Below are 24,467 nucleotides of genomic sequence, written 5' to 3'. Positions count from 1 at the left end.
CCGATGGGGGCTTGGAGGATAATCCGCGCCCATGACCGACACCACCCCGCCGCCGAGCCCGCGTTTCGACACGCTGCCGCTGAACCCCAAGCTGCTGCGCGCCGTCGCCGACCAGGGCTACGCGACGATGACGCCCATCCAGGCCAAGGCGATCCCGATCGTCCTCGAAGGCCGCGATGTCATGGGCGCCGCCCAGACCGGCACCGGCAAGACCGCCGCGTTCTCGATCCCGCTCCTGCAGCGCATGCTCAAGCACGAGAACGCCTCGATGTCCCCCGCCCGCCACCCGGTGCGCGCCCTCGTGCTGGCCCCGACCCGCGAGCTCGCCGACCAGGTCGCCAACAACGTCAAGGCCTACGCCAAGCACACGCAGCTGCGCGTGGCCTGCGTCTTCGGCGGCATCGACATGAAACCCCAGACGCTGCAGCTCAAGGCCGGCGTCGAGGTCCTGATCGCCACGCCCGGCCGCCTGCTCGACCACATCGAGGCCAAGAACGCCGTGCTCAACCACGTCGAGTACGTGGTGCTCGACGAGGCTGACCGGATGCTCGACATCGGCTTCCTGCCCGACCTGCAGCGCATCCTGAGCTACCTGCCCAAGACGCGCCAGACGCTGCTGTTCTCGGCGACCTTCTCGCCCGAGATCAAGAAGCTGGCGCAGAGCTACCTGCAGGAGCCGGAACTGGTCGAGGTGGCCCGCCCGAACGCGACCGCGTCGACCGTCGAGCAGCGCTTCTTCAGCGTCGACGACGATGACAAGCGCGCCGCGATCAAGCAGCTGCTGCGCCAGCGCGAGATCAAGCAGTCCATCGTCTTCGTGAATTCCAAGCTCGGCGCGGCGCGTCTGGCCCGCGCCTTCGAGCGCGACGGGCTGAAAACCGCGGCGCTGCACGGCGACAAGTCTCAGGACGAGCGCCTGAAGTCGCTCGAGGCCTTCAAGCGCGGCGAGGTCGAGTTGCTGGTCGCCACCGACGTGGCGGCGCGCGGCCTGGACATCGCGGACCTGCCGGCCGTCTTCAACTTCGACGTGCCGTTCAACGCCGAGGACTATGTGCACCGCATCGGCCGCACCGGCCGCGCGGGCGCCTCGGGCCTGGCCTTCACGCTGGTGACCAAAAGCGACGCGCGTCTGGTCGGCGAGATCGAGAAGCTGATCAAGCGCAAGCTGGACCTGGAGCCGATCGAGCTCGAGGAGGCGCGCCGGCGCTTCGATGGCGGTGATCGCGGTGAGCGGGCGCCGCGCGGCGAGCGCTCCGACCGGGGCGGTGATCGCGAGGAGCGGGGTGAGCGCCGTGACTTCCGCCGTGAGCGCGAGGACCGCCGCGACGAGACCTATGGCGGGCACGCGCCGGCTCGCGCCCCGCAGCGTCAGGCCTACGACCCGCTGTTCGACAAGCCCTATGAGGCGGCCGAAGGCGCCGAGGCCCCGTCCTGGGAGAAGGGGCCGGCCAGCGCGCCGCGCGGCGTCTCTTCCAACATCAAGCCGAAGAAGAAGGTCGCGGCCCTTTTCGGCGCCAAGAAGCCGCCGGTCACCGCCGACAGCGAGTCCTGATCAACGCGCGCCGATCAGCGCGCCCCCAGGATCGCGAAGACCGCGGGGACCTTCTCCGGCAGTGTCCTCGGCGCCTGGCGCCATTGGGCGACCGTGGCCGAATGCGTCCACGCGCCCTTCAGGCTCAGACCGCAACTGACCGACAGCATCGTGCCCGGCTTCAGCGACGCCAGCAGCGCCTGCAGCAGCGCGGCGTTCCGGTAGGGCGTCTCGATCATCAGCTGGGTCTGCTGTTCGCGCGCGGACCAGGTCTCGAGCGCCTTGACGCGGGCTGTGCGCTCCGCGCCCTCCACCGGCAGGTAGCCAACGAAGGCGAAGCTCTGGCCATTCAGGCCGCTCGCCGCGATCGCCATCAGCAGCGAACTCGGTCCGACCAGCGGCACGACGTCAAGCTTCGCCGCATGCGCCGCCGCGACGAGCCGCGCGCCAGGGTCGGCCACGGCCGGCATGCCGGCTTCGGAAATCAGTCCCAGGTCGTGTCCGTCGAGCGCCGGCTGGAGCAGCGCCATCCACGCCTTGTCCTCAGTTGCCGCCGCCGCGGCGTTCGACGCCGGGCCGCGCCCCTTGGGCGGGCGGGGCAACTCCTCGATGCGCTGTTCCTGCAGCGGCACCGCCAGCGGATGGATCGCGCCGACGCGCTTCAGGAACGCGCGCGTGGTCTTCGCGTTCTCGGCGGCCCAATGGGTGATGGCCGCGGCGCGCGCCAGCACGGCATCGGGCAGGACGTCGCGCAGGTCGACCTCCTGGCCGTCCATGCCGAAGTCCAGCGTGTTGGGAACGAGATAGAGGCGGCCACGGGTCATCTAGGGGTCTCGGCAATCAGGTTCAGGACGTCGAGCCCGCCGCGGCGCAGCAGTGCGGCGGTGCGGATCAGCGGCAGGCCGATCAGCGCGGTCGGGTCGTCGGAGTCGATGGCGTCCAGCAGCGCGATGCCCAGGCCCTCGGCCTTGGCGCTGCCGGCGCAGTCATAGGGTTGCTCGGCGCGCAGGTAGCGCTCGATCTGGACGTCGCTCAAGGCGCGCACGCGCACGCGCACCGGCGCGACGTCCTCCGCCACGAAGCCGGTGGCCCCGCAGACGACCGCCAGCGCGGTGTGGAAGACCACCGTGCGGCCGCTCATGGCGCGTAATTGCTCGACGGCCCGCTCGTGCGAGCCCGGCTTGCCCAGCGACTGGCCGTCCAGGTCCGCGACCTGATCCGAGCCGATCACCAGCGCTTCGGGAAAGCGCGCCGCCACCGCGTGCCCCTTCGCCAGCGCCAGCCGTCGCGCGAGCGCTTCGGGCGCTTCGCCAGGCAGGGGTGTTTCGTCGACGCCGGGCGCGGCGGTGTCGAACGGGATCCGCAGGCGCTCCAGCAGCTCGCGCCGGTAGCGGGAGGTGGAGCCCAGGATCAGCGGCCGGTGCGGCGGGGGATGGGCGGTCATGGGGCGGGATTCTCCCATCGGCGCAGAGGCGGCTCGTACACTTGCGCCCCATGAAACCGCGTTCGTTCGATCCATTGAAGCTCGATGTCGGTGCCTTCGCCCGCGAAGGCGCCTCGCTCGAGGGCGAGTGGCCCGCCCCGAGCCTGCCGCGACTGGCCGAGGCGGCCGCGCCCGAGTCCGACCCGGCCCAGTGGCCACCCGTCCGCTGGTCCGCGCAGGGCGAGATCCGCACCCCCAAGGGCGGCGAGGCGCAGATCTGGCTCGCGCTGTCGGCGCAGGCGCAGGTCTCGCTGACCTGCCAGCGCTGCCTCAAGCCGGTGCGCGAGGACCTCGAGGTGTCGCGGTGGTTCCGCTTCGTCCGGGACGAGGACCAGGCGGCGGAACTCGACATGGACTCGGAGGACGACGTGCTCTCGCTGCCGCGGCATCTCGACCTGCGTGAACTGGTGGAGGACGAACTGCTGCTCGAGCTGCCGGTGGTGCCGCGTCACGAGGAGTGCCCGGAGCCGCTGCCGCACGCCAACATCGATGAAGAGGAGGCGCCCTCGCAAGAGCGCCCGAATCCGTTCGCCGCGCTGGCTGCGCTGAAGAAGGGCGCCGGCGGCAAGGCGTGAGGCGAGGGAATTCTCTGCGCCGGATTTGCGGTGAAGTTGGCCGCTGTGCTATAGTTTCCGGCTTTCCCGGTTCGAAATGTGCGTCCATGTGGGACGCCGCGCCGGGACCGAGGCGTCGGTAGCGGAGCATCCTCGTCGGATCCGCGGCACAGCTCGAGTTCTCTCGAGAGCCCGAGCAAGCCTCGAATCACCGAAGCCAGCCGAAGCCTTTAGGAGAATCAATCATGGCCGTTCAGCAAAACAAGAAGTCCCCGTCCAAGCGTGGCATGCACCGCTCGCACAATGCCCTGGGCACCCCGGGTACCGCGATCGAGCCGACCACCGGCGAAGTGCATCTGCGTCACCACATCAGCCCCAATGGCTTCTATCGTGGCCGCAAGGTGCTGAAGACCAAGGCCGACGCCGCCTGATCGACATCGATCAGCCGGTCCGGAGAGCCGATCGACAGGCTCCCCGCCTGGTCCACGAATGAAGAAAGCCCGGTTCAGCGCCTAGCGTTGCCGGGCTTTCGCATTTCCGCCTTCCCGCTGTTTTCCCCTTCCCCGCGTCCTTGCCGGCGTGGATCCGCCGCCCGAGTGTCCGGACGGCGCGGTCCGGCTGGGGCGGCTGTCGCGCACGCTTCTTGCGGGGTCGCTACAGTCGCAGTTTCGACCGGTGATTTCTCTCAGGCTTCGATGACCGCAACTTCCGCCACCCGCTCATCGCCCTCCGCCGAGCCGCTCCGTCTGGCGGTGGACTGCATGGGCGGCGACCACGGACCTTCCGTGACGCTTCCGGCCTGCCAGGCCTTCCTCGCCGCGCACCCGCAGGCGGAGCTGCTGCTCGTCGGCCAACCCGAGGCGCTCAAGGCCGCGGCCTCGTGGCCCCGCGTGCGCATCGTCCCGGCCAGCGAGGTGGTCAGCATGGACGACCCGATCGAGGTCGCGCTGCGCCGCAAGAAGGACTCGTCGATGCGGGTCGCGATCTCGCAGCTCAAGCCGGGCAAGGACGGCTCGGCTGCCGCGGCGCAGGCCTGCGTCTCGGCCGGCAACACCGGCGCGCTGATGGCCGTCGCGAAGTACCTGCTCAAGACGCTCGAGGGCATCGACCGGCCCGCCATCGCCACGGTGATGCCCAATCAGACCGGCGGGTTCACGACGGTGCTGGACCTGGGCGCCAACGTCGACTGCGGCCCCGAGCACCTGCTGCAGTTCGCCGTGATGGGCAGCGCGCTGGTCTCCGCGGTCGACGGCAAGGAGAACCCCACGGTCGGCCTGCTGAACATCGGCGAGGAGATGATCAAGGGCAACGAGACGATCAAGCGCGCCGGCGAGCTGCTGCGCGAAGCGGCCGCGCATGACCAGCTCAACTTCCACGGGAACGTCGAAGGCAACGACATCTTCAAGGGCACGACCGACATCGTCGTGTGCGACGGCTTTGTCGGAAACGTCGCGTTGAAGACGGCCGAAGGCCTGGCCAGCATGATCTCCAGCTTCATCAAGGCGGAGTTCACGCGCAATGCCTGGACCAAGATGATCGCGGTGCTGGCGATGCCGGTGCTGCAGCGCTTCAAGCACCGCGTCGACCATCGCCGCTTCAACGGCGCCGCGCTGATGGGCCTGCGCGGGCTCGTGTTCAAGAGCCACGGCTCCGCTGATGCCTTCGCTTTCGAGCAGGCCTTGAACCGGGCGTATGATGCGGCCCGCAACCGGCTCCTAGACCGGGTTCACGATCGCATCGTCGCGACGCTGCAGGCGCTTCCAGCCCCTGCGCCAGAGGAGGGCGGCGATGCAGGAGACACGGCGGCCACCGCCGCCCACGCTGCATGACCACTGCTTCCACGCGCTTCGCCCGCATCCTCGGTACGGGCAGCTACCTGCCCGCCAATCGCGTCACCAATGCCGCCCTGGCGGAACGCCTGGCTCATGACGGGATCGACACCTCGCATGAATGGATCGTCGAGCGCACCGGCATCCACGCCCGTCACTTCGCCGATCCGCACGTCACCTCCAGCGATCTCGCGCTGCCGGCCTGCCTGGCGGCGCTCGAGTCGGCCGGCGTCCGCGCCGAGGAGATCGACCTGATCATCGTCGCCACGTCCACACCGGACATGGTGTTCCCCTCCACCGCCTGCCTGCTGCAGAACAAGCTGGGCATCCATGGCTGCGCCGCGTTCGACGTGCAGGCCGTGTGCTCCGGCTTCGTCTACGCGCTGACCGTGGCCGACGCAATGATCAAGAGCGGCGCCGCCCGCAAGGCGCTGGTGGTGGGCTCGGAAGTGTTTTCGCGCCTCCTCGACTTCAAGGACCGCACGACCTGCGTGCTGTTCGGCGATGGCGCCGGCGCCGTGGTGCTGGGCGCGAGCGATGAACCCGGCATTCTGGCGAGCGAATTGCATGCCGACGGCCGCCATGTCGACATCCTCTGCACCCCGGGCACCGTGTCCGGCGGCGAGGTGCTCGGCCATCCGCTGCTGAAGATGGACGGCCAGGCGGTGTTCAAACTCGCCGTGGGCGTGCTGGAGAAGGTGGCGCGCTCGGTGCTCGACAAGGCCGGCCGCACCGACGCGGACATCGACTGGCTGATCCCGCATCAGGCCAACATCCGCATCATGCAGGGCACGGCCAAGAAGCTGAAGATGCCCCTGGACAAGCTGATCGCGACGGTCGACGAGCATGGCAACACCTCGGCCGCATCGATCCCGCTGGCCCTGGACGTGGCCGTGCGCGCCGGCAAGATCAGACGCGGTGACACGGTGATGCTGGAAGGCGTCGGCGGCGGCTTCACCTGGGGCGCGGTGCTGCTGGATTTCTGATCGGCCGCTGATGCCGCCGTGCCCGGAGCGCCGCGCGCTGGCGGGCGCCGCGTGCCTGGCGCGCGTGTCACGCGCGTTTCTCCCTTTGTATGGATAGTCTCGGACTCGAATCGCCATGAGCAAGAACTTCGCAATCGTCTTTCCTGGACAGGGCTCGCAGTCCGTCGGCATGCTCGACGCCTGGGGCGATCACCCGGAAGTGGTCCGCACGCTGGCCGAGGCCTCGGCCGCGCTGGGCGAGGACATCGGCGCGCTGATCAAGAACGGTCCCAAGGAACAACTGGACCTGACGACCAACACCCAGCCCGTGATGCTGACCGCGGGCATTGCCTGCTACCGCGCCTGGATCGCGGAGACGGGCCTGGCTCCGGCCGCGGCGGCCGGCCACTCGCTGGGCGAGTACACCGCGCTGGTGGCCGCTGGCGCGCTCAGTCTGGCTGACGCGCTGCCGCTCGTGCGTTTCCGCGCGCAAGCCATGCAGGAGGCGGTGCCGGTAGGGACCGGCGCGATGTCGGCGATCCTGGGCCTGGACGCGGCGGTGGTTCGCGAGGTTTGCCAGCAGGTCGCCGCCGAATCTGGCGAGGTGGTCGAGGCGGTCAACTTCAACGATCCGAAGCAGACCGTGATCGCCGGCTCCAAGGGTGGCGTCGAGAAGGCGAACGAGGCGCTCAAGGCCGCTGGCGCGAAGCGCGCGCTGCCGCTGCCGGTGTCGGCGCCCTTCCATTCCAGCCTGATGAAGCCGGCCGCCGACCGCCTGCGCGAGAAGCTCGCCGCGGTCAGCTTCACGCCGGCCGCCTTCCCGGTGATCAACAACATCGACGTCGCCGTCACCGACGACGCGGTGGCGCTGCGCGACGCGCTGTACCGCCAGGCCTTCGGCCCGGTGCGCTGGGTGGAGGTCATGCAGGCGCTCAAGGCGCGCGGCCTGGCCACCGTCATCGAGTGTGGCCCCGGCAAGGTGCTGGCCGGCATGGCCAAGCGCATCGACGGCGAGATCGCCGCCGCCACGGTGCTGGACCCTGCCTCGCTGGCCGAGGCCAAGGCGCTGCTGGCCTGATCGTTCCGACCCCCATCCAGATTTCGTTCGAGGAATTTCCATGTCCGACAGCAAGCAAGTGGCGCTGGTGACCGGCGCCAGCCGTGGCATTGGCCGCGCGATCGCGCTGACCCTGGCCCAGAAGGGCTACGTCGTCATCGGCACCGCGACCAGCGAAGCCGGCGCTCAGTCCATCACCGAGGCACTGGCCCCCCATGGCGGCCGCGGTGCGGTGCTGAACGTGAACGACGTCGCCGCGGTCGACGCGCTGGTCGACGCGATCGTCAAGCAGGACGGCAGCCTGCAGGTGCTGGTCAACAACGCCGGCATCACGAAGGACATGCTGTCGATGCGCATGAAGGACGAGGACTGGGATGCCGTCCTCGACACCAACCTGAAGGCCGTGTTCCGCATCAGCCGCGCGGTGATGCGCCCGATGATGAAGCAGCGCTATGGCCGCATCGTCAACATCACGTCGGTGGTCGGGGCTTCGGGCAACGCGGGCCAAGCCAACTACGCGGCCGCGAAGGCCGGCGTCGCGGGCATGACGCGTGCCCTGGCCCGGGAATTGGGCAGCCGCTCGGTGACCGTGAACTGCGTGGCGCCCGGTTTCATCGCCACCGACATGACCGACGTCCTGCCCGAGGCGCAGAAGACCGCGCTGCTGGCGCAGATTCCCGCGGGCCGCCTGGGCGACCCGGCCGAGATCGCCCATGCGGTGGCGTTCCTGGCGTCGCCGGAGGCGAGCTACATCACTGGCGTGGAGTTGCACGTCAATGGCGGCATGTACATGAATTGAGGCGGGCCGCCCATTCCGGGCGGCCCGCCCACCGGATTCACCCGGCCGGTGTGGGGCTGATAGAGTGCGAGCGCGCGCCGTCTCCATCGTGGAAGGCGCGCCTCGGGAGGTCCGACTAGGGGCGCCACTCTAAGGCCTTAGAATCCCGGGTTGTTCTAGCAAACCACCCCCTCCTGGAGGAGTCATGAGCGATATCGAAGCACGTGTCAAGAAAATCATCGCCGAGCAACTCGGCGTGCCCGAAGCCGATGTGACCAATGAAAAGGCCTTCGTCGCCGATCTGGGCGCTGATTCTCTGGACACCGTGGAACTGGTGATGGCCCTCGAAGACGAGTTCGGCATCGAGATCCCGGACGAAGAGGCCGAGAAGATCACCACCGTTCAACTGGCGATCGACTACGCGGTCAAGCACCAGAAGGCGTAAGCAAGCAGCATGAGCCGTCGTCGCGTCGTCGTCACCGGACTCGGCCTGATCTCGCCCGTGGGCAACACGGTCGAGCAGGGCTGGGCCAACATCGTGGCCGGTCGGACTGGCATCGACACCATCACCCGTTTCGATGCCAGCAACCTGGCCTGCCATTTCGCTGGCGAGGTCAAGGACTTCAAGGTGGATGACTACATCCCCGCGAAGGAAGCTCGCCACATGGACACGTTCATCCATTACGGGCTGGCGGCGTCGCTGCAGGCGATCCAGGACTCGGGCCTGCCCACCGGCGACGCGCTGAGCCCGGAACTGGCTGAGCGCATCGGCGTGCTGGTCGGCTCCGGCATCGGCGGGCTGCCGATGATCGAGGAGACCCACGCGGAACTGACCAACCGCGGCCCCCGCCGCATCAGTCCGTTCTTCGTGCCGGCGTCGATCATCAACATGATCTCCGGCCACGTTTCGATCAAGTGCGGTTTCAAGGGGCCGAACCTGGCCATCGTGACGGCCTGCACGACGGGTTTGCACAGCATCGGCCAAGCCGGCCGCATGATCGAGGCGGGGGATGCCGACGTCATGGTCGCGGGCGGCTCCGAATCGACGGTGTCCCCGCTGGGTGTCGGCGGCTTCGCCGCGGCCCGTGCGCTGTCCACCCGCAACGATGACCCGAAGACCGCATCCCGTCCCTGGGACAAGGACCGCGACGGTTTCGTGCTGGGCGAGGGCGCCGGCGTGCTGGTGCTCGAGGAGTACGAGCACGCCAAGAAGCGCGGCGCCAAGATCTACGCGGAGCTGGTGGGCTTCGGCATGAGTGCCGACGCGTACCACATGACCGCGCCGGACGTGGACGGCCCGACGCGCTCGATGCGCAACGCGCTGCGCAACGCGGGGCTCAACCCGGATCAGATCCAGTACATGAATGCGCATGGCACGTCCACGCCACTGGGCGATGCCAACGAGACCAACGCGATCAAGCAGGCCTTTGGCGATTACGCCAAGCAGGGCCTGGTGGTGTCGTCGACCAAGTCGATGACCGGCCATCTGCTGGGCGGCGCGGGCGGCATCGAGTCCGTCTTCACCGTCAAGGCAATCCATGATCAGGTCGCCCCGCCGACGATCAACATCTTCAACCAGGATCCCGAGTGCGACCTGGACTACTGCGCCAATGAGGCGCGGAAGATGCCGATCGAGTACGCCGCGAAGAACAACTTCGGCTTCGGCGGCACGAACGGCACGCTGATCTTCAAGCGGATCTGATCCGCCGCGCGACACGATCGGGGTGGCGAGCATGGCGCCCGATCGATCGACACCACGCCGGGCCGCTGCCCGGCGTTTTTCATTGCCGCCGGATCCGCGATGGGAGCGGGTGCAGCGCGCACTGCTTGGCGCCGGTGCCGTGGCGGCCGCGCTTGCCGTCTTGCAGCAGTTGGGGATGGGCGGCGGAGCGTGGATGCTGGCTATCGTTGCCCTGGGCGCCGGAGCCGCCTTGGCGCTGCCCGTCGCGCGGCGCCGGCCGCGAACGCTGCGCTGGGATGGTCGGCAATGGTGGTGGGATCGGCCGGGAGAGCCGCTTGCCGTTGCGCCACAGGTCTTCATCGATCTGGAGCAGTGGATGCTGTTGCGCCTCGATGCCTGGCAGCCGGAAGGGGACGCGATCGTCTCCAGCCGGCGATCGCAGTGGGTTGCGGTGTCGCGACGCGCGCTCGGCGCGCAATGGTCAACGCTGCGGCTGCATCTGTTCCATGCGCCGGGCTGACGCGATGCCCGTCGTGAAATCCGGGCATGATGTGAGCCTTCTGTTCCAGCGTCGCCACCAGCGAGTGTCCATGCCCAATCTCGATCGTTCCTGCTCTCTTCGACGTCTCGCTTTGGCGCTCGCCAGTGCCGCTTTGCTGGGCGGGTCCCTCATGGCCGCCGCCCAGACCAGCGCCGCGCCGGTCTCAGGAACGTTGCCAGTGGCTGCGCCGGAGTTGGCGCGCGCGCTGCCGGACTTCAGCATCCTGGTCGAGCAGGCAGGCCCGGCGGTGGTCAACATCCGGACGTCGGAAAAGGTGAAGGTGGCCAACGCGCAGGTCGACGAGCAGATGCGCGAGCTGCTGCGCCGTTTCGGTATTCCCGTGCCACCGCAGCGCCGCACGCCCCCGGGGGCAGCGCCGACGCCTTCGCCAGCGCCGGACGACGATGAGGACGATGACGCGCCGCAGCGCAGAGGGTTGGGGTCGGGCTTCGTGATCGGTGCGGATGGCTATGTGATGACCAACGCGCATGTCGTCGACGACGCCGACGAAGTGACGGTCACGCTGACCGACAAGCGCGAGTTCAAGGCCAAGGTCATCGGCCTGGACCGGCGCACCGACGTCGCGGTGCTCAAGATCGAGGCCAACAACCTGCCGTTGCTGCGCATGGGGGATGTCGGCAAGCTGAAGGTGGGCGAATGGGTCATGGCCATCGGCTCGCCCTTCGGTTTCGACAACACCGTCACCGCAGGCATCGTCAGCGCCAAGGCGCGGGACACGGGCGATCTGCTGCCGCTGATCCAGACCGACGTCGCCATCAATCCAGGGAACTCCGGCGGCCCGCTGCTGAACCTGCGCGGTGAGGTGGTCGGCATCAATTCCCAGATCTACAGCCAGTCGGGCGGCTTCATGGGAATCTCCTTCGCCATTCCGATCGACGAGGCCATGCGCGTCGCCGACCAGTTGCGCGCCAACGGCCGTGTGACGCGCGGCATGCTGGGCGTCTATCCGGACGACGTGAGCAAGGAAGTGGCCGAAGCCATCGGGCTTGGCAAGCCGCAAGGGGCGCTGGTCAGCCGTATCACGCCGGCCGGACCCGGCGAGAAGGCGGGACTCCAACTCGGCGACGTGATCACCAGGTTCGACGGCAAGGCCGTGGAGAAGGCGGTTGATCTGCGCCGGCTCGCTGCTGCCGCGAGGCCCGGCACGAAGGTGCCGCTGCAGGTGTTCCGCCGCGGCGTGTACAAGGAACTGACCGCCACCCTCGACGCGTTGCCTGACGACCGCGCCGCCGCAACGCCCGATGCCGAGACGCCCGCCGCCACCGGCGCGCAGGCCTGGGGACTGACCGTCAGCGAACTGTCCGAGGCGCAGCGCAAGGAGCTCAAGGTCGACGGCGGTCTGCGCATCGACACGGCAGACGGCCCGGCAGCGCGCGCGGGCTTGCGGGTGGGCGACGTCATCCTCTCGGCCAACAACGCCGAGGTGAAGACAGTCAAGCAGTTCCAAGCGGCCCTTTCCAAGATGGAGAAGGGCAAGCCGCTGCAGATGCTGGTGCGCCGGGGCGAGGTCGCGACCTATGTCGTGCTGAAGCCGGGCAAGGGATAAGCCTCTTCTTGGCATTGACCGAATCGGTGTTGCCCACCACCGTCAACCTAGCGCAGGCCCGGGGCTTTCCGCGATATGAAAAATCGGCCAGCGACTTGTGCGGGTTCAATCCGATAGCCGTCGGTTGGTGCTTGCTCACGGTTGTGACCAAGGCGGGGTATTGGTGCCTCGCTCCGCTACAATCCGGGCGCGTCCGGCCAGCTTTGTCGCTGTTCCGACGGTGAATCGGAAGGCTTCATTTTGACGGGCTCAGCGATCCACAGGATGTCCTCAGTTTTTGTGGATAACCTGTGCACAAAATCGCTGTTGGCGATGGGCAACGGCCGAGAAGCTCGCATCCATGCGGTTTCCAGGGCGGGCCTTTTGGCTACAATGAAAGCCCAACAAGCAGTTGCCATACGTTTTGTTGGAAGGCGCGTCACCGTTTCGACGTGCCTTTTTTTTATGTCCTGTTCGGGCCCTGAGAAGGGCCATGCATCACCGCCTCGACCGGCCGTCCGCAGTGTGTCTCAGCGTGCTCCGCTCGAGCGCCGCTGGTGTGGCGGGCGAGTTCGCGGTCTCCATCCGAGTCCATGAACCACATCCGCAATTTCTCCATCATTGCCCACATCGACCACGGCAAGAGCACCTTGGCCGACCGGATCATCCAGCGCTGCGGCGGGCTGTCGGACCGGGAGATGGAGGCGCAGGTGCTGGACTCGATGGACATCGAGCGCGAGCGCGGCATCACGATCAAGGCGCAGACGGCGGCGCTGCGCTACAAGGCGCGCGATGGGCAGGTCTACAACCTGAACCTGATCGACACCCCGGGGCACGTGGACTTCTCGTACGAAGTGAGCCGCTCGCTGTCCGCGTGCGAGGGCGCGCTGCTGGTGGTCGACGCCAGCCAGGGGGTCGAGGCGCAGACCGTGGCCAACTGCTACACCGCGCTCGAGCTCGGCGTTGAAGTGATCCCGGTGCTGAACAAGATGGACCTGCCGCAGGCCAATCCGGAAGGCGCCAAATCGGAGATCGAGGACGTCATCGGCATCGACGCGACCGACGCGATCCCCTGCTCGGCCAAGACCGGCATGGGCATCGACGACATCCTCGAAGCCGTCATCACCCGCATGCCGCCGCCCAAGGGCGTGGCCGAGGCGCCGCTGCGCGCGATGATCATCGACTCCTGGTTCGACAACTACGTGGGGGTGGTGATGCTGGTGCGGGTCGTCGACGGCACGCTGAAGAAGGGCGAGCGCATCCGGATGATGGCCACCAACGCCGTCTATCCGGCCGAGCACCTGGGCGTGTTCACGCCCAAGTCCGAGAACCGCGACCAGCTGAACGCCGGCGAGGTCGGCTTCATCATCGCCGGCATCAAGGAACTGGCGGCGGCGAAGGTGGGCGACACCATCACGCTGGAGAAGAAGCTCCCGAACAACCTGGGTCCGGCCACCGAGGCGCTGCCTGGCTTCAAGGAGATCCAGCCGCAGGTGTTCGCCGGCCTCTACCCGACCGAGGCCAGCGAGTACGACCAATTGCGTGATGCACTGGAAAAGCTCAAGCTGAACGACGCCTCACTGCGCTTCGAGCCGGAAGTCTCGCAGGCGCTGGGCTTCGGTTTCCGCTGCGGCTTCCTTGGCTTGCTGCACATGGAGATCGTGCAGGAGCGTCTGGAGCGCGAATTCGACCAGGACCTGATCACCACCGCGCCCAGCGTGGTGTACGAGGTCCAGCTCGGCGACGGCGAAGTGATCGAGGTCGAGAACCCGTCCAAGATGCCCGAGCAGAGCAAGATCGGCGAGATCCGCGAGCCGATCGTGACGGTCCACCTGTACATGCCGCAGGAATACGTCGGCCCGGTGATGACGCTGGCCAACCAGAAGCGCGGCGTGCAGCTGAACATGGCGTACCACGGCCGCCAGGTGATGCTGACCTACGAGATCCCGCTGGCGGAGATCGTGCTGGATTTCTTCGACAAGCTGAAGTCGGTCTCGCGCGGCTACGCGTCGATGGACTACGAGTTCAAGGAGTACCGCGCCTCGGACGTCGTCAAGGTGGACATGCTGATCAACGGCGACCGGATCGATGCGCTGTCGCTGATCGTGCACCGCTCGCAATCGCAGTTCCGCGGCCGGCAGGTGGCGGCCAAGATGCGCGAGATCATTCCGCGCCAGATGTACGACGTGGCCATCCAGGCGGCCATCGGCGCCAACATCATCTCGCGCGAGAACATCAAGGCGCTGCGCAAGAACGTGCTGGCAAAATGCTACGGTGGTGACATCACCCGCAAGCGCAAGCTGCTGGAGAAGCAGAAAGCCGGCAAGAAGCGCATGAAGCAAATCGGTTCGGTGGAGGTGCCGCAAGAAGCCTTCCTGGCCATCCTCCAAGTCGAAGAATAAGACTCCGAATGAAAGCCATGAGCGCACTGACCGGGTTGCTGTATGCCGCCCTGATCGCCTACCTGGGCGGCTGGTACAAGGGCTACTGGAACGGCAACTTCTCGCTGCTGCTGCTGATCCTGACGACGGTGACGCTGGCGTACTGGCTGGCCGAGCGCTTGCACTTCCAACCCGCGCGTGAACGCGCGGCCCAGGCACTGGCCCAGGCTGACGAAAGGCGCCGCGCCTCGCTGGCAGCGCAAGGCATCCAGCGTGTCGACGGCGACGTCGAGGGCGCGCGCCAGGAGATCCTGCGCCAGCCCTGGTGGCTGGACTGGACCGCCGGGCTGTTCCCGGTGATCCTGATCGTGTTCCTGCTGCGATCGTTCATGTTCGAGCCGTTCAAGATCCCGTCGGGCTCGATGGTGCCGACGCTGATGATCGGCGACCTGATCCTGGTGAACAAGTTCCACTACGGCATCCGGCTGCCGGTGATCAACAAGAAGATCATCAGCAACAACGACGTGAAGCGTGGCGACGTGGTCGTGTTCCGCTATCCGCAGAATCCGACCGTCGACTACATCAAGCGCGCCGTCGGCCTGCCGGGCGACGAGATCGCCTACCTGAACCAGAAGCTGTATTTGAACGGCAAGCTGGTGGAGACCACCGAGCAGGGCCAGTTCTTCGACGACGATCCGAGCCCGAGCGCCATGCGTTTCCGGCAGCGCTTCACCGAGAAGCTGGGCGACGTGGAGCACCAGATCCTGGTGGACCCGAACGCGCGTGGCGGCATCTACAAGCTCTACGATTTCCCGAACAACGAGAACTGCAAATACACGCTGGAAGGCGTGACCTGCAAGGTGCCAGCCGGCCATTACTTCATGATGGGCGACAACCGCGACAACTCGCAGGACTCGCGCTTCTGGGGTTTCGTGCCGGATGAGAACATCGTGGGCCGCGCCTTCGTGGTCTGGATGAACTTCGGCAACCTGAAGCGCATCGGCGGCATCCAGTGACGGCGGGCCGGCACGCGGCTAACCTGTATCGACATCAATATCGGAGCAAGACGTGATGAGGGCACGGAAGATTCAACGCGGCATCAGCCTGCTGGGCCTGCTGTTCTGGGCGGTGATCATTGGCGGCGGCTCGGTCGTGCTGCTGCGCGTGGTGCCGACGGTGATGGAGTACTACACGATCCAGCGCGCGATCGACAAGATCGCCAAGGACAGCCCGCCGACGGTGGCGGCCGCGCGTGATTCGTTCGAGCGCACCAAGCAGATCGAATATTCGATCGTGAGCATCGAACCCAAGGATCTGACCATCACCAAGGTCGACGACAAGGTGAAGATCAGCTTCGCCTACGACAAGGAAGTGCCCCTGTTCGGCCCCGCATTCCTGTTGATCAAGTACAAAGGCGAGTCGCACTGACTCGCCCGACCGGTTCCCGTCCATGACACCTCACGCGCTCGACGCCTTTCAGCAACGCCTGGGCTACCGCTTCTCGCAGGCGGGGCTGCTGCAGCGCGCGCTGACGCATCGCAGCTTTGGCCAGCAGCACAACGAGCGCCTGGAGTTCCTGGGCGACGCGGTGCTGAACCTGGCGGTGTCGGCTCTGCTGTTCGAGCGCTTCGCCGGCTCGGACGAGGGGGACCTGACCCGGATCCGCGCGCACCTGGTGCGCGAGGACAGCCTGCACCGGCTGGCGCTGCAGCTGCAGATGCCGGAATGCCTGCGCATGAGCGAGGGCGAGGCTCGTGGCGGCGGCGCGCAGCGTCCGTCGATCCTGGCCGACGCGCTGGAGGCCGTGATCGGTGCCGCCTTCCAGGATGGCGGCTACGAAGCGGCGCGCGAGATCGTGCGCCGGCTGCTGGGCGAGACCATCGCGGCCAGCGGCATCGACCAGTGGGCCAAGGACTCCAAGACCGCGCTGCAGGAATGGCTGCAGGCGCGCAAGCTGGCGGTGCCGGCCTACCGCATCGTCGAGACGCGGGGCCAGGCGCATGCCCAGACCTTCACCGTCGAATGTGAAGTGGCCGCGCTGACGCTGTCGCGCCGCGGCGAAGGCCGCTCGCGCCGGATCGCGGAGCAGGAGGCGGCCAGGCAGGTGCTGGACGAACTGCTCGCTGGCGACCGCCCCGGCACCGGCCTGCGCGACTGACGCGGAGCCCGCGATGAACGCACCCACCCCTCCGAAGACGCCCGAGGCGGCGTCTTCGTCCGATCCCCTTTCCGACACCACTTCTTCCGTTTCCAAGGACCCGACCCTGAACGCCCCGCACGACCCCGAGACCCCGCTGGACCACGACGCCGATGCCGCCGCGCATGACGGCGGCGAACAGGACGAGGAGGGCGCCGAGGGCGGCCTGCCCGAGGTCCAGGGCGGCATCGGCGCGATGCCTTACGAGGGCGACGCGCGCTGCGGCCTGATCGCCATCGTCGGCCGGCCCAACGTGGGCAAGTCCACGCTGCTGAACGCGCTGGTCGGCCAGAAGGTCTCGATCACGTCGAAGAAGGCGCAGACCACGCGTCACCGCATCACCGGCGTGCGCACCGTCGACGAGGCGCAATTCGTCTTCGTCGACACCCCCGGCTTCCAGACCAAGCACAGCACGGCGCTGAACCGCAACCTGAACCGCACGGTGCAGGGCGTGCTGGCGGACGTGGACCTGGTGCTGTTCGTGGTCGAGGCGGGCCGCTTCGGCCTGGACGATGCCAAGGTGCTGTCGCTGCTGCCGCAGGACAAGCCGGTGGTGCTGATCGCCAACAAGCTGGATGCGGTGCACCGCCGGGCCGAGCTGATGCCCTGGCTCAAGAGCATGCAGGAGCGCCGCAACTTCAGCGAGTTCGTCCCGCTGTCGGCGAAGAAGGACTCGGACGTCCAGCGCCTGTTCCAGATCCTGAAGCCGTATCTCCCGAACCAGGAATGGTTCTATGAGGAGGATGCGCTGACGGACCGCAGCGAGAAATTCCTGGCCGCCGAGATGATCCGCGAGAAGCTCTTCCGCCTGACCGGCGACGAGCTGCCCTACGAGGCGACGGTGATCATCGACCGCTGGGAGGAAGAAGGCAACCTGCGCCGCATCGCCGCGACCATCGTGGTCGAGCGCGACGCCCAGAAGGGCATGGTCATCGGCCAGGGCGGCGAGCGCCTGAAGCGCATCGGCTCCGAGGCCCGCCAGGAGCTCGAGACGCTGATGGACGCGCGCGTGTTCCTGGAGCTGTGGGTCAAGGTCCGCTCCGGCTGGGCCGACAGCGAGGAACACCTCAGAAGCTACGGCTACGAGTGAGCACGGCACGCGCTCGCTGACGATCCGCGTCCATGGCCCCCCGCGCCCCCAAGACGCCCGCCACGCAGGCGGCTTTCGTCCTGCATCACTACGACTGGAGCGAGACCAGCCTGGTGCTGGACCTGTTCAGCCGCGAGCACGGCCGGCTGGCGGTGGTGGCCAAGGGAGCCAAGCGGCCGTATTCGCAGCTGCGATCGGTGCTGCTGCCGTTCCTGCGTCTGCAGGTGACGCTGTCCAAGCCCTCGAAGATGAACGAGGACGGCGCGGCCGAGGTGCAGTCGCTGCGCGGTGCGGAATGGGTCGGCGGACAGACGCTGCCCAGCGGCGCGGCGTTGTTCAGCGGCTATTACGTCAACGAGCTGCTGCTGAAATTCCTGCCCCGGCAGGAGGCGCAGCCTGAGCTGTTCGACGCCTATGCGGCGCTGTTGCCGCAACTGCGCTCCGTTGACGACGCGCAGTTCGCGCTGCGCGCCTTCGAGTTCCGGCTGCTGGCCACCTGCGGCCTGCTACCCGACCTGAGCGTGCTGGCGACGACGCAGGCCCCGCTCGATCCCGAGCGGTCCTACCTGCTGGCGCCGGAGTCGGGCGTCATCGTGCCGACGCACGACGCGCCGCAACTGAGCGGCATGGCCTTCATCCAGTTGCAGGCGGCGCTGCTGCACGGCAGCCAGGCGGCACTGCAGCAGGCCTGCGAGTTCGCGGGGCCGGCCTTGAAGCCGCTGCTGCGAGGATTGCTTCACTATCATCTGGGGCATCGTCCTCTGCGGACGCGGCAAGTGTTGCTCGACGTCCAGAAGCTGCTCACATGAATCCGCTGATCGCTCCCGAAGCCGGCCGCCACGAGGCGCGCTGCGCCTTGTCCGTCAACGTCAACAAGGTCGCCCTGCTGCGCAACACCCGGCACCTGGGCATTCCCAGCGTGACGCGCGCGGCGCAGCTGTGCCTGGAGGCCGGCGCGCAGGGCATCACGGTGCACCCGCGTCCCGACGAGCGCCACATCCGCGCCGATGACGTGCGCGAGCTGGCCGCGCTGATGAAGGCCTGGCCGCAGGCCGAATACAACATCGAGGGCAACCCGACGCAGAACCTGATGGCCTTCATCCGGGAAGTGCGGCCGCATCAGGCGACCTTCGTGCCGGACAGCGAGGACCAGTTCACCTCCGATCACGGCTGGACGCTCCCGGCCGACAACGAGCGGCTGCGGCCGATGATCGCCGAGTGCAAGTCGCTGGGCGTGCGGGTGAGCCTGTTCATGGATCCTTTGCCGGAGGCGATGGCCCACGTGGCCGCGCTGGGCGCGGACCGCATCGAGCTCTATACCGAGACCTGGGCGAGCGCCTTCGGCACCCCGCGCGAGGCCGAAGTGCTGGCCGGCTTCACGGCGGCGGCGCGGGCGGCGCTGGCGCAGGGACTCGCGATCAACGCGGGACATGACCTGAACCGCGACAACCTGACGCGCTTCCTGCGCGAGGTGCCGGGCGTGGCGGAGGTCTCGATCGGCCACGCGCTGATCGCCGACGCGCTGGAACTCGGCTACGCCGAGACCGTGCGCGACTATCAGCGCTGCATCCAGCGCGCGTACGTCTGATTGCAATCCGGCACGCCATCCACACGAACCGGGCACGAAGCGCGCACCTGCCGCGCATGAAAGGGCCGCGATGATCTACGGCATCGGCACGGACGTCTGCGACATCCGGCGCATTCGTCAGACCTTCGAGCGGCGCGGCGAGCGCTTCGCCGAGAAGGTGCTGGGCCCGCACGAGATCGGCGTGTTCCGCGCGCGCTACGCGAAGGTGCCGGCGCGGGGCATCGCCTACCTGGCGACGCGGTTCTCGGCCAAGGAGGCCTTCTCGAAGGCGATCGGCATGGGCATGCGCATGCCGATGACGTGGCGGGACTGCGAGGTCGTCAAGGCGCCCAGCGGCAAGCCGGAGATCCGGCTGCACGGCGGCCTGGCCCAGTGGTTCGAGGCCAAGGGGCTGAGCGCCCACGTGACCGTGAGCGACGAGACGGACTACGCGACGGCGTTCGTCGTCGTCGAGACCCGGGGCTGAGCGCGAGCCGGTTCGCGCGCCCCACGACAGAGACAACGGAGAGACAAGCATCCATGACCGACTCCCTGCATTCGCCGGTGATCCTGGACATCGCCGGCACGGCGCTGACGGCGGACGACCGCCGCCGGCTCGCGCATCCGCTGACGGGCGGGATGATCCTGTTCGCGCGCCACTTTGAAAGCCGCGCGCAACTGACGGCGCTGTGCGCCGAGGCCAAGTCGATCCGGCCGGATCTGCTGATCGCCGTGGACCAGGAAGGCGGCCGCGTGCAGCGCTTCCGCACCGATGGCTTCACGGCGCTGCCGGCGATGCGCACGCTCGGCGAGCTGTGGATGGAGGACGCGATGCGGGCCGTGCAGGCCGCGACGGCCACCGGTCTGGTGCTGGCGCTGGAGCTGCGCGCCTGCGGCGTGGACATGAGTTTCGCGCCGGTACTGGACCTGGATCATCAGGACGAGGGCCGGCAGTCGGTGAGTCCGGTGATCGGCTCGCGCAGCTTCCATCGCGATCCGCGCGTGGTGAGCCTGCTGGCGCAGAGCCTGATGCAGGGCTTCGCGCTGGCGGGCATGGGCAGCTGCGGCAAGCACTTCCCGGGGCATGGCGCGGTGAGCGTCGATTCGCATGTGGGCGTGCCGGTGGACACGCGCTCGCTGAAGGCGATCCTGGCGGAGGACGTGCGCCCGTTCGAATGGCTGAGTCTGAGCCTGTCGGCGGTGATGCCCGCGCACGTGATCTACCGCAAGGTGGACGGCCGCCCGGCGGGCTTCAGCCGGCGCTGGCTGCAGGACATCCTGCGCGACCGGCTGGGCTTCGCGGGGGCGGTGTTCAGCGACGACCTCGGCATGGCCGCGGCGCGCGTGATCGAGGGCCGGCCGGTGGGCTACACCGAGGCGGCGCTGGCGGCGCTGGGCGCGGGCTGCGACCTGGTGCTGCTGTGCAACCAGAGCCTGGAGCAGGGCGGCCGCGCGATCGACGAGCTGCTCGACGGCCTGAGCCAGGCGCAGTCGTCCGGCGCGTGGGCGCCGGCGATCGACAGCGAGGCGCGCCGCGCGGCGCTGGTGCCGCAGTCGGCGCCGCTGACCTGGGATGAGCTGATGCTCGCGCCGAGGTACCTGGAGGCGCTGGCGCGGCTGCCGTGATGGCGCGGCGCATCCGCAATCGATAGGATGCCTCGCCGCGTCCCGCCTTGTTCCTCCCGAAGCGTTCCTTGACACTGCCCCGCTGACAGGCCCACATCCGTCCGCGCGGCGGCTTCCATGTCGAGGAGCCCGTCCGCGCCGGACGGCGGCCAAGGAGGACTCCCAGTGATCAACGCTGTCATCGACCTTTCCCACCACAACCAGGTGTCGAGCTTCGCCGCGGCCGCCGATGCGGGCGTCATCGGCGCCATCCACAAGGCGACGCAGGGCTTCTCATACAAGGATCCCACCCTCGACGACCATCGCACCCGCGCGCGTCAGGCTGGCCTGCTGTTTGGCGCCTATCACTTCGGCACCTCGGGCGACCCCGTCGCGCAGGCGGAGTTCTTCCTGAAGACCGTCGGTGATCCGTCGATGCTGCTCGTGCTCGACTTCGAACCCAATCCGCAGGGTCACGACATGTCGCTGCTCGAGGCCGAGCAGTTCGTGCATCACGTCTTCCAGAAGACGGGACGCTATCCGGGGCTGTACTCGGGGCACACGATCAAGGAGGCGCTGGCCGCAGCCGGGATCGCGTCGCCCGAGCAGACCGAGCTGTCCAAGTGCTGGCTCTGGTTCGCGCGCTACGGCGCGCCGCCGCTGATTCCCAAGGTCTGGGAGCACTGGACGCTGTGGCAGTACACCGATGGCGCGGCCGGCGACGCGCCGCACGAGGTGCCGGGCATCGGCCGCTGCGACCGCGACCAGTACTTCGGTACCGAGGCCAAGTTGCGGGCCTTCTGGTCCAGCCCCTGAGCGCCCATGTTCGAGCGACGCGCTCCACCCCGATGGGTGGGCGCGCGTGGCCGCGCCGGCCAATTGGACTCTGCCCCAACTGACCGGACAACGATCGATCAGGGAGCGGGCCAGCATGACGCTGACCATGGAGGGCGTGCTGGCTCGGCGACCAGAGCGGGCTGCGGCGCTCAGCGCCCTTCTGCCCGCGCCATCTTCGCGAACCAGGCCGACTGCCCGGTCTTGTTGAGCTGGTACCAGGCCTCGAGGGGGTCGGGTGAGTAGATGTCGAGCGTCTCGAAGATGGCGCGCGCGAAGTCCAGCGCTGACATGCCGCCGGCGGTGATCAGCCCGCGGTCGATGACGACGGGCTCGTCGACGTAGCGGTCGCTGCCAGCGTACTCGGGCACGCCCTTCAGATAGGACAGCGCGTTGCTCGTGTGCTGCCGGCCGTCGAGCACGCCGAGCCGTGCCAGGCCCGCCGTGGCGCCGCAGATCGCGGCCACGCGCTTGCCGGCATCGAGGAACTCCTTGGCCTTCTTCGCCGCTTCCAGGTGCTCGCCCTTGTCCCAGCCGGCGCCGCCGGGAAGGATCAATAGCTCGCTGTCGTCGGGGAACAGCGTCGAAAGCCGGATGTCGGGCATCACCGACAGGCCGCCCATCGATCGCGCGAGGTTGGCGCCCGCGGCGGCGACGGTCTTCACCTGCCAAGTCCCCGGTGATTTCTGGAACTCCGGCGTGTTGATGCCGGCGACCGCGTAGGCAGCCTCCCAGTCGGCGAAGCCCTCGAAGAGGTAGAGATGGACGATGCGGGATGGAGCGTTCATGCCGCAGGGGCGGCAAGGTGCGTGCCCACGGCACCGCGTCCAGGGGAGATCAGGCGCCGAGTTTCTTCAGCGCGCAGTGAGTTGCTTGGCGAGCCGGACCATGGGTGTCCGCGTCAACTCGTTGGAAGCGCGCTCGGCCAGCGCGAAGCCGTTGCGCGTGTAGAGGGCGATGAGCGGCGCGTTCGTTGACGATGTCCAGGTGCAGCACTGCGGCAGGCCGCGCGCTCTGAACCACGACTCCGCGTGCTCGAGCAACTGTTGCGCGACGCCGAGCCGCCGTGCCTCCGGCACGACGTAGGTCGTGGAGACCAGCCCGAAGGGCGTGCCGTCCGCACTTGTTTCGATCCGATAGATCGTGTGCCCGACGATCGCGCCGGCGGGGTCCTGGGCGACGACGACCGCGGCGGCCCGCCCGTCCAGATGCCATCGCACCCGATCGCGCAGCCAGTCCATCGAGTACATGCCGCCGCCGGCTTGCTCACCTTCCACCTCGACGAGAGTCGCCCGCATGCGCTGGGCGACGAGGTCGATGGCGGCGGTCTCGTCGAGCGTGATGGCGCGGAGTCGCATGGTGTTCGGGGCAGAGGATGCGTGATGTTAAAGGCTACTGGTCTGAGGGACACTCGCGCCATGTCCGCATTCCCGCCGCTGATTGCGCCTTCCCTGCGCCTCGAACCTGTCTCTGTCGATCACGCCGAAGAGATGCACGCCGTGCTCGCCGATCGCTCGATCTACGAGTTCCTCGCGCCGGAGACGCCACCGACGCTCGACTGGTTGAAGGCGGCTTTCGAGCGGCGATCGAAGGGGGCTTCTCCCGACGGCAGCGAGCTCTGGTTCAACTGGATGATCCGGCGCGATGACGGCCGGCTGATCGGCTATGTGCAAGCGACGATCGAAGCACGCGACCGCTGCTGGATCGCCTACGTCATGAACGCGGAAGCACGAGGTCATGGGCACGCGACGCGGGCCGCTACTGCGATGCTCGACTACCTGCTCGCCGCCCACGGCGTGACGCGATTCCTGGCCTCGACGGAGACGCGCAATGCGCGCTCGATCGCGCTGCTCTCGCGATTGGGGTTCGAGCCCGCTCCGATCGAACTCGCTGAAACCATCGACATCGAAACGACCGATCGTCTCTACCAGCGACTGCACGCCTCAGCGTAATCGCGTCAGCATCGCCTGAAGGGCAGGCTCCGACAACTCGCCGGTGCGCTTGGCCACCAGGCGGCCGGAGGCATCGAAGAGCAGCGTCGTCGGATAGCCGGCCTGCTTGAATGCCGCGCTTGCCTGGCGCCGTTCATCGATGGCGACGTTATCCATCGTGAGGCGTTGAGCGCTCAACCACTTCGCAACGTGGTCCGCGTCCTCGCCCTGGTTGATGAAGACGAAGCGCACGTCGGGGCGATCGCGCTGCGCCTGCGCGAGCATCGGCATCTCGCGCACACAGGGGCCGCACCAAGTCGCCCACAGGTTGACGAGCACCGGCTTGCCATCGCGCGCGGCGAGGTCCAGGCGTTCGCCGTTCAACTGCGTGAACTGCAGCGCTGGCAGCGGCGCGGAAGCAGGCTGCAGCGCGAGCTGGATCTGTCCCGCGACGATCAACGCCGTCCCGATCGCCAGCGGCACCGATGCCGACACGCGCAGGGCCGGCGCGTTCCTCAATCGGAAGGTCGCGTACATCCACATCGCGATGATCCCGATTTCGGGCGACCAGCCGCCATCACGAATGTTGAAGGCGCTGAGCGGATGCTCGGCGTAGAGCTCCTTGTACTGATAGAGGAAGCCCAGCCGCGCGAACAGCAGCGCGACGAGCAGGCCTCGCCAGAGCAGCGGACCGGCCTCCTGCCGGCGCCGGCGCGCGAGCATCGAGGCCACGGCGCTCGAGACCGCGACAGCGATGCACAGATGGACAAAGGTCCACGGCAGGACCAAGGGGCCGATCGCGACGGCTTCGCTCATGGCTTGCTTCGGGGCTACCGCGCTCGAGGGGTCAATCGATCGGGCAATCCTAGCTGCGAGAGAGCCGCCGTTAACATCGCC

At 67.9% G+C, this 24,467-nt stretch carries 27 protein-coding genes; 22 read left to right on the top strand and 5 right to left on the bottom strand.

From position 1 onward, the window contains the following. Positions 1-31 precede the first annotated feature (31 nt). Positions 32-1,552: a DEAD/DEAH box helicase gene (locus tag ABDW61_RS03215; RefSeq protein WP_343636143.1), complete on the top strand. Its 1,521-nt coding sequence runs from the start codon at positions 32-34 to the stop codon at positions 1,550-1,552. A gap of 14 nt (positions 1,553-1,566) precedes the next feature. Here ABDW61_RS03215 and ABDW61_RS03210 read toward each other — a convergent pair whose 3' ends face one another. Both ABDW61_RS03210 and ABDW61_RS03205 read right to left on the bottom strand, forming a co-directional pair. Next, positions 1,567-2,355 carry an SAM-dependent methyltransferase gene (locus tag ABDW61_RS03210; protein WP_343636141.1) on the bottom strand — a complete coding sequence of 263 codons (789 nt, stop codon included), beginning with the start codon at positions 2,353-2,355 and terminating at the stop codon, positions 1,567-1,569. Beyond that, complete coding sequence (locus tag ABDW61_RS03205) at positions 2,352-2,975, bottom strand: Maf family nucleotide pyrophosphatase (protein WP_343636139.1); 624 nt, start codon at positions 2,973-2,975, stop codon at positions 2,352-2,354. The genes ABDW61_RS03210 and ABDW61_RS03205 overlap by 4 nt, the downstream gene beginning before the upstream one ends. 50 nt (positions 2,976-3,025) lie before the next feature. Here ABDW61_RS03205 and ABDW61_RS03200 point away from each other — a divergent pair, with 50 nt between their 5' ends. The 20 genes from ABDW61_RS03200 to ABDW61_RS03105 all read left to right on the top strand — a co-directional run bounded on the left by ABDW61_RS03200 (position 3,026) and on the right by ABDW61_RS03105 (position 21,621). Further along, on the top strand, positions 3,026-3,589 hold the full coding sequence (locus ABDW61_RS03200; RefSeq protein ID WP_343636137.1) for a YceD family protein: 564 nt from the start codon (positions 3,026-3,028) through the stop codon (positions 3,587-3,589). A gap of 224 nt (positions 3,590-3,813) precedes the next feature. Then, on the top strand, positions 3,814-3,999 hold the full coding sequence (gene rpmF, locus ABDW61_RS03195) for a 50S ribosomal protein L32 (RefSeq protein WP_091726670.1): 186 nt from the start codon (positions 3,814-3,816) through the stop codon (positions 3,997-3,999). A 264-nt stretch (positions 4,000-4,263) separates the two neighbouring features. Further along, on the top strand, positions 4,264-5,397 hold the full coding sequence (gene plsX / locus ABDW61_RS03190; RefSeq protein ID WP_343636135.1) for a phosphate acyltransferase PlsX: 1,134 nt from the start codon (positions 4,264-4,266) through the stop codon (positions 5,395-5,397). After that, on the top strand, positions 5,394-6,383 hold the full coding sequence (locus ABDW61_RS03185; RefSeq protein ID WP_343636133.1) for a beta-ketoacyl-ACP synthase III: 990 nt from the start codon (positions 5,394-5,396) through the stop codon (positions 6,381-6,383). Before plsX ends, ABDW61_RS03185 begins: the two co-directional genes overlap by 4 nt. Positions 6,384-6,498: 115 nt before the next feature. Continuing rightward, complete coding sequence (fabD, locus tag ABDW61_RS03180) at positions 6,499-7,440, top strand: ACP S-malonyltransferase (protein WP_343636131.1); 942 nt, start codon at positions 6,499-6,501, stop codon at positions 7,438-7,440. A 40-nt stretch (positions 7,441-7,480) separates the two neighbouring features. Beyond that, positions 7,481-8,218 (top strand): 3-oxoacyl-ACP reductase FabG, encoded by a 738-nt coding sequence (gene fabG / locus ABDW61_RS03175; protein ID WP_343636129.1) that lies wholly within the window; start codon positions 7,481-7,483, stop codon positions 8,216-8,218. Between the two features lie 184 nt (positions 8,219-8,402). After that, positions 8,403-8,642, top strand: a complete 240-nt coding sequence (gene acpP / locus ABDW61_RS03170; protein WP_058936430.1) for an acyl carrier protein — start codon at positions 8,403-8,405, stop codon at positions 8,640-8,642. A gap of 9 nt (positions 8,643-8,651) precedes the next feature. Continuing rightward, positions 8,652-9,899: a beta-ketoacyl-ACP synthase II gene (fabF, locus tag ABDW61_RS03165; RefSeq protein ID WP_343636127.1), complete on the top strand. Its 1,248-nt coding sequence runs from the start codon at positions 8,652-8,654 to the stop codon at positions 9,897-9,899. A gap of 31 nt (positions 9,900-9,930) precedes the next feature. Next, on the top strand, positions 9,931-10,398 hold the full coding sequence (locus ABDW61_RS03160; RefSeq protein ID WP_343636125.1) for a hypothetical protein: 468 nt from the start codon (positions 9,931-9,933) through the stop codon (positions 10,396-10,398). Between the two features lie 70 nt (positions 10,399-10,468). Beyond that, positions 10,469-11,986, top strand: coding sequence for a DegQ family serine endoprotease (locus ABDW61_RS03155; RefSeq protein ID WP_343636879.1), 1,518 nt, complete (start codon positions 10,469-10,471; stop codon positions 11,984-11,986). A gap of 572 nt (positions 11,987-12,558) precedes the next feature. After that, positions 12,559-14,367: a translation elongation factor 4 gene (gene lepA, locus ABDW61_RS03150; protein WP_343636124.1), complete on the top strand. Its 1,809-nt coding sequence runs from the start codon at positions 12,559-12,561 to the stop codon at positions 14,365-14,367. Between the two features lie 8 nt (positions 14,368-14,375). After that, on the top strand, positions 14,376-15,362 hold the full coding sequence (gene lepB / locus ABDW61_RS03145) for a signal peptidase I (protein WP_343636123.1): 987 nt from the start codon (positions 14,376-14,378) through the stop codon (positions 15,360-15,362). Positions 15,363-15,417: 55 nt separating this feature from the next. Further along, a complete protein-coding gene (locus tag ABDW61_RS03140) occupies positions 15,418-15,774 on the top strand; it encodes a DUF4845 domain-containing protein (protein ID WP_343636122.1) in 357 nt (118 codons plus the stop codon). 22 nt (positions 15,775-15,796) lie between these two features. Further along, positions 15,797-16,504 (top strand): ribonuclease III, encoded by a 708-nt coding sequence (gene rnc, locus ABDW61_RS03135; protein WP_343636121.1) that lies wholly within the window; start codon positions 15,797-15,799, stop codon positions 16,502-16,504. Between the two features lie 235 nt (positions 16,505-16,739). Then, positions 16,740-17,633: a GTPase Era gene (gene era, locus ABDW61_RS03130; RefSeq protein WP_343636877.1), complete on the top strand. Its 894-nt coding sequence runs from the start codon at positions 16,740-16,742 to the stop codon at positions 17,631-17,633. A gap of 32 nt (positions 17,634-17,665) precedes the next feature. Then, positions 17,666-18,442 carry a DNA repair protein RecO gene (gene recO, locus ABDW61_RS03125; protein ID WP_343636118.1) on the top strand — a complete coding sequence of 259 codons (777 nt, stop codon included), beginning with the start codon at positions 17,666-17,668 and terminating at the stop codon, positions 18,440-18,442. Next, on the top strand, positions 18,439-19,221 hold the full coding sequence (locus tag ABDW61_RS03120; protein WP_343636116.1) for a pyridoxine 5'-phosphate synthase: 783 nt from the start codon (positions 18,439-18,441) through the stop codon (positions 19,219-19,221). The genes recO and ABDW61_RS03120 overlap by 4 nt, the downstream gene beginning before the upstream one ends. A gap of 70 nt (positions 19,222-19,291) precedes the next feature. Beyond that, positions 19,292-19,687 carry a holo-ACP synthase gene (acpS, locus tag ABDW61_RS03115; protein WP_343636114.1) on the top strand — a complete coding sequence of 132 codons (396 nt, stop codon included), beginning with the start codon at positions 19,292-19,294 and terminating at the stop codon, positions 19,685-19,687. Positions 19,688-19,740: 53 nt separating this feature from the next. Further along, the gene (gene nagZ / locus ABDW61_RS03110; protein ID WP_343636112.1) at positions 19,741-20,826 is read left to right on the top strand and encodes a beta-N-acetylhexosaminidase; all 1,086 of its coding nucleotides are present in this window, start codon (positions 19,741-19,743) and stop codon (positions 20,824-20,826) included. Between the two features lie 165 nt (positions 20,827-20,991). After that, positions 20,992-21,621 (top strand): glycoside hydrolase family 25 protein, encoded by a 630-nt coding sequence (locus ABDW61_RS03105; protein ID WP_343636110.1) that lies wholly within the window; start codon positions 20,992-20,994, stop codon positions 21,619-21,621. A gap of 170 nt (positions 21,622-21,791) precedes the next feature. Here the strand turns inward: ABDW61_RS03105 and ABDW61_RS03100 are convergent, their stop codons facing one another. Then, entirely contained in the window at positions 21,792-22,427 is a 636-nt protein-coding gene (locus ABDW61_RS03100) for a DJ-1/PfpI family protein (RefSeq protein WP_343636108.1), read from the bottom strand. 66 nt (positions 22,428-22,493) lie between these two features. After that, positions 22,494-22,997: a GNAT family N-acetyltransferase gene (locus ABDW61_RS03095; protein WP_343636106.1), complete on the bottom strand. Its 504-nt coding sequence runs from the start codon at positions 22,995-22,997 to the stop codon at positions 22,494-22,496. Positions 22,998-23,057: 60 nt separating this feature from the next. Between ABDW61_RS03095 and ABDW61_RS03090 the strand changes: the two genes are divergently transcribed. Further along, positions 23,058-23,591, top strand: a complete 534-nt coding sequence (locus ABDW61_RS03090; protein ID WP_343636104.1) for a GNAT family N-acetyltransferase — start codon at positions 23,058-23,060, stop codon at positions 23,589-23,591. Here ABDW61_RS03090 and ABDW61_RS03085 read toward each other — a convergent pair. Next, positions 23,583-24,386, bottom strand: a complete 804-nt coding sequence (locus ABDW61_RS03085; RefSeq protein ID WP_343636102.1) for a TlpA disulfide reductase family protein — start codon at positions 24,384-24,386, stop codon at positions 23,583-23,585. The genes ABDW61_RS03090 and ABDW61_RS03085 overlap by 9 nt on opposite strands. Positions 24,387-24,467: the final 81 nt, after the last annotated feature.

The sequence above is a fragment of the Roseateles sp. genome (assembly GCF_039595595.1).
Classification (GTDB): Bacteria; Pseudomonadota; Gammaproteobacteria; order Burkholderiales; family Burkholderiaceae_C; genus Roseateles.
This window is presented reverse-complemented; position numbering and strand designations above follow the sequence as displayed.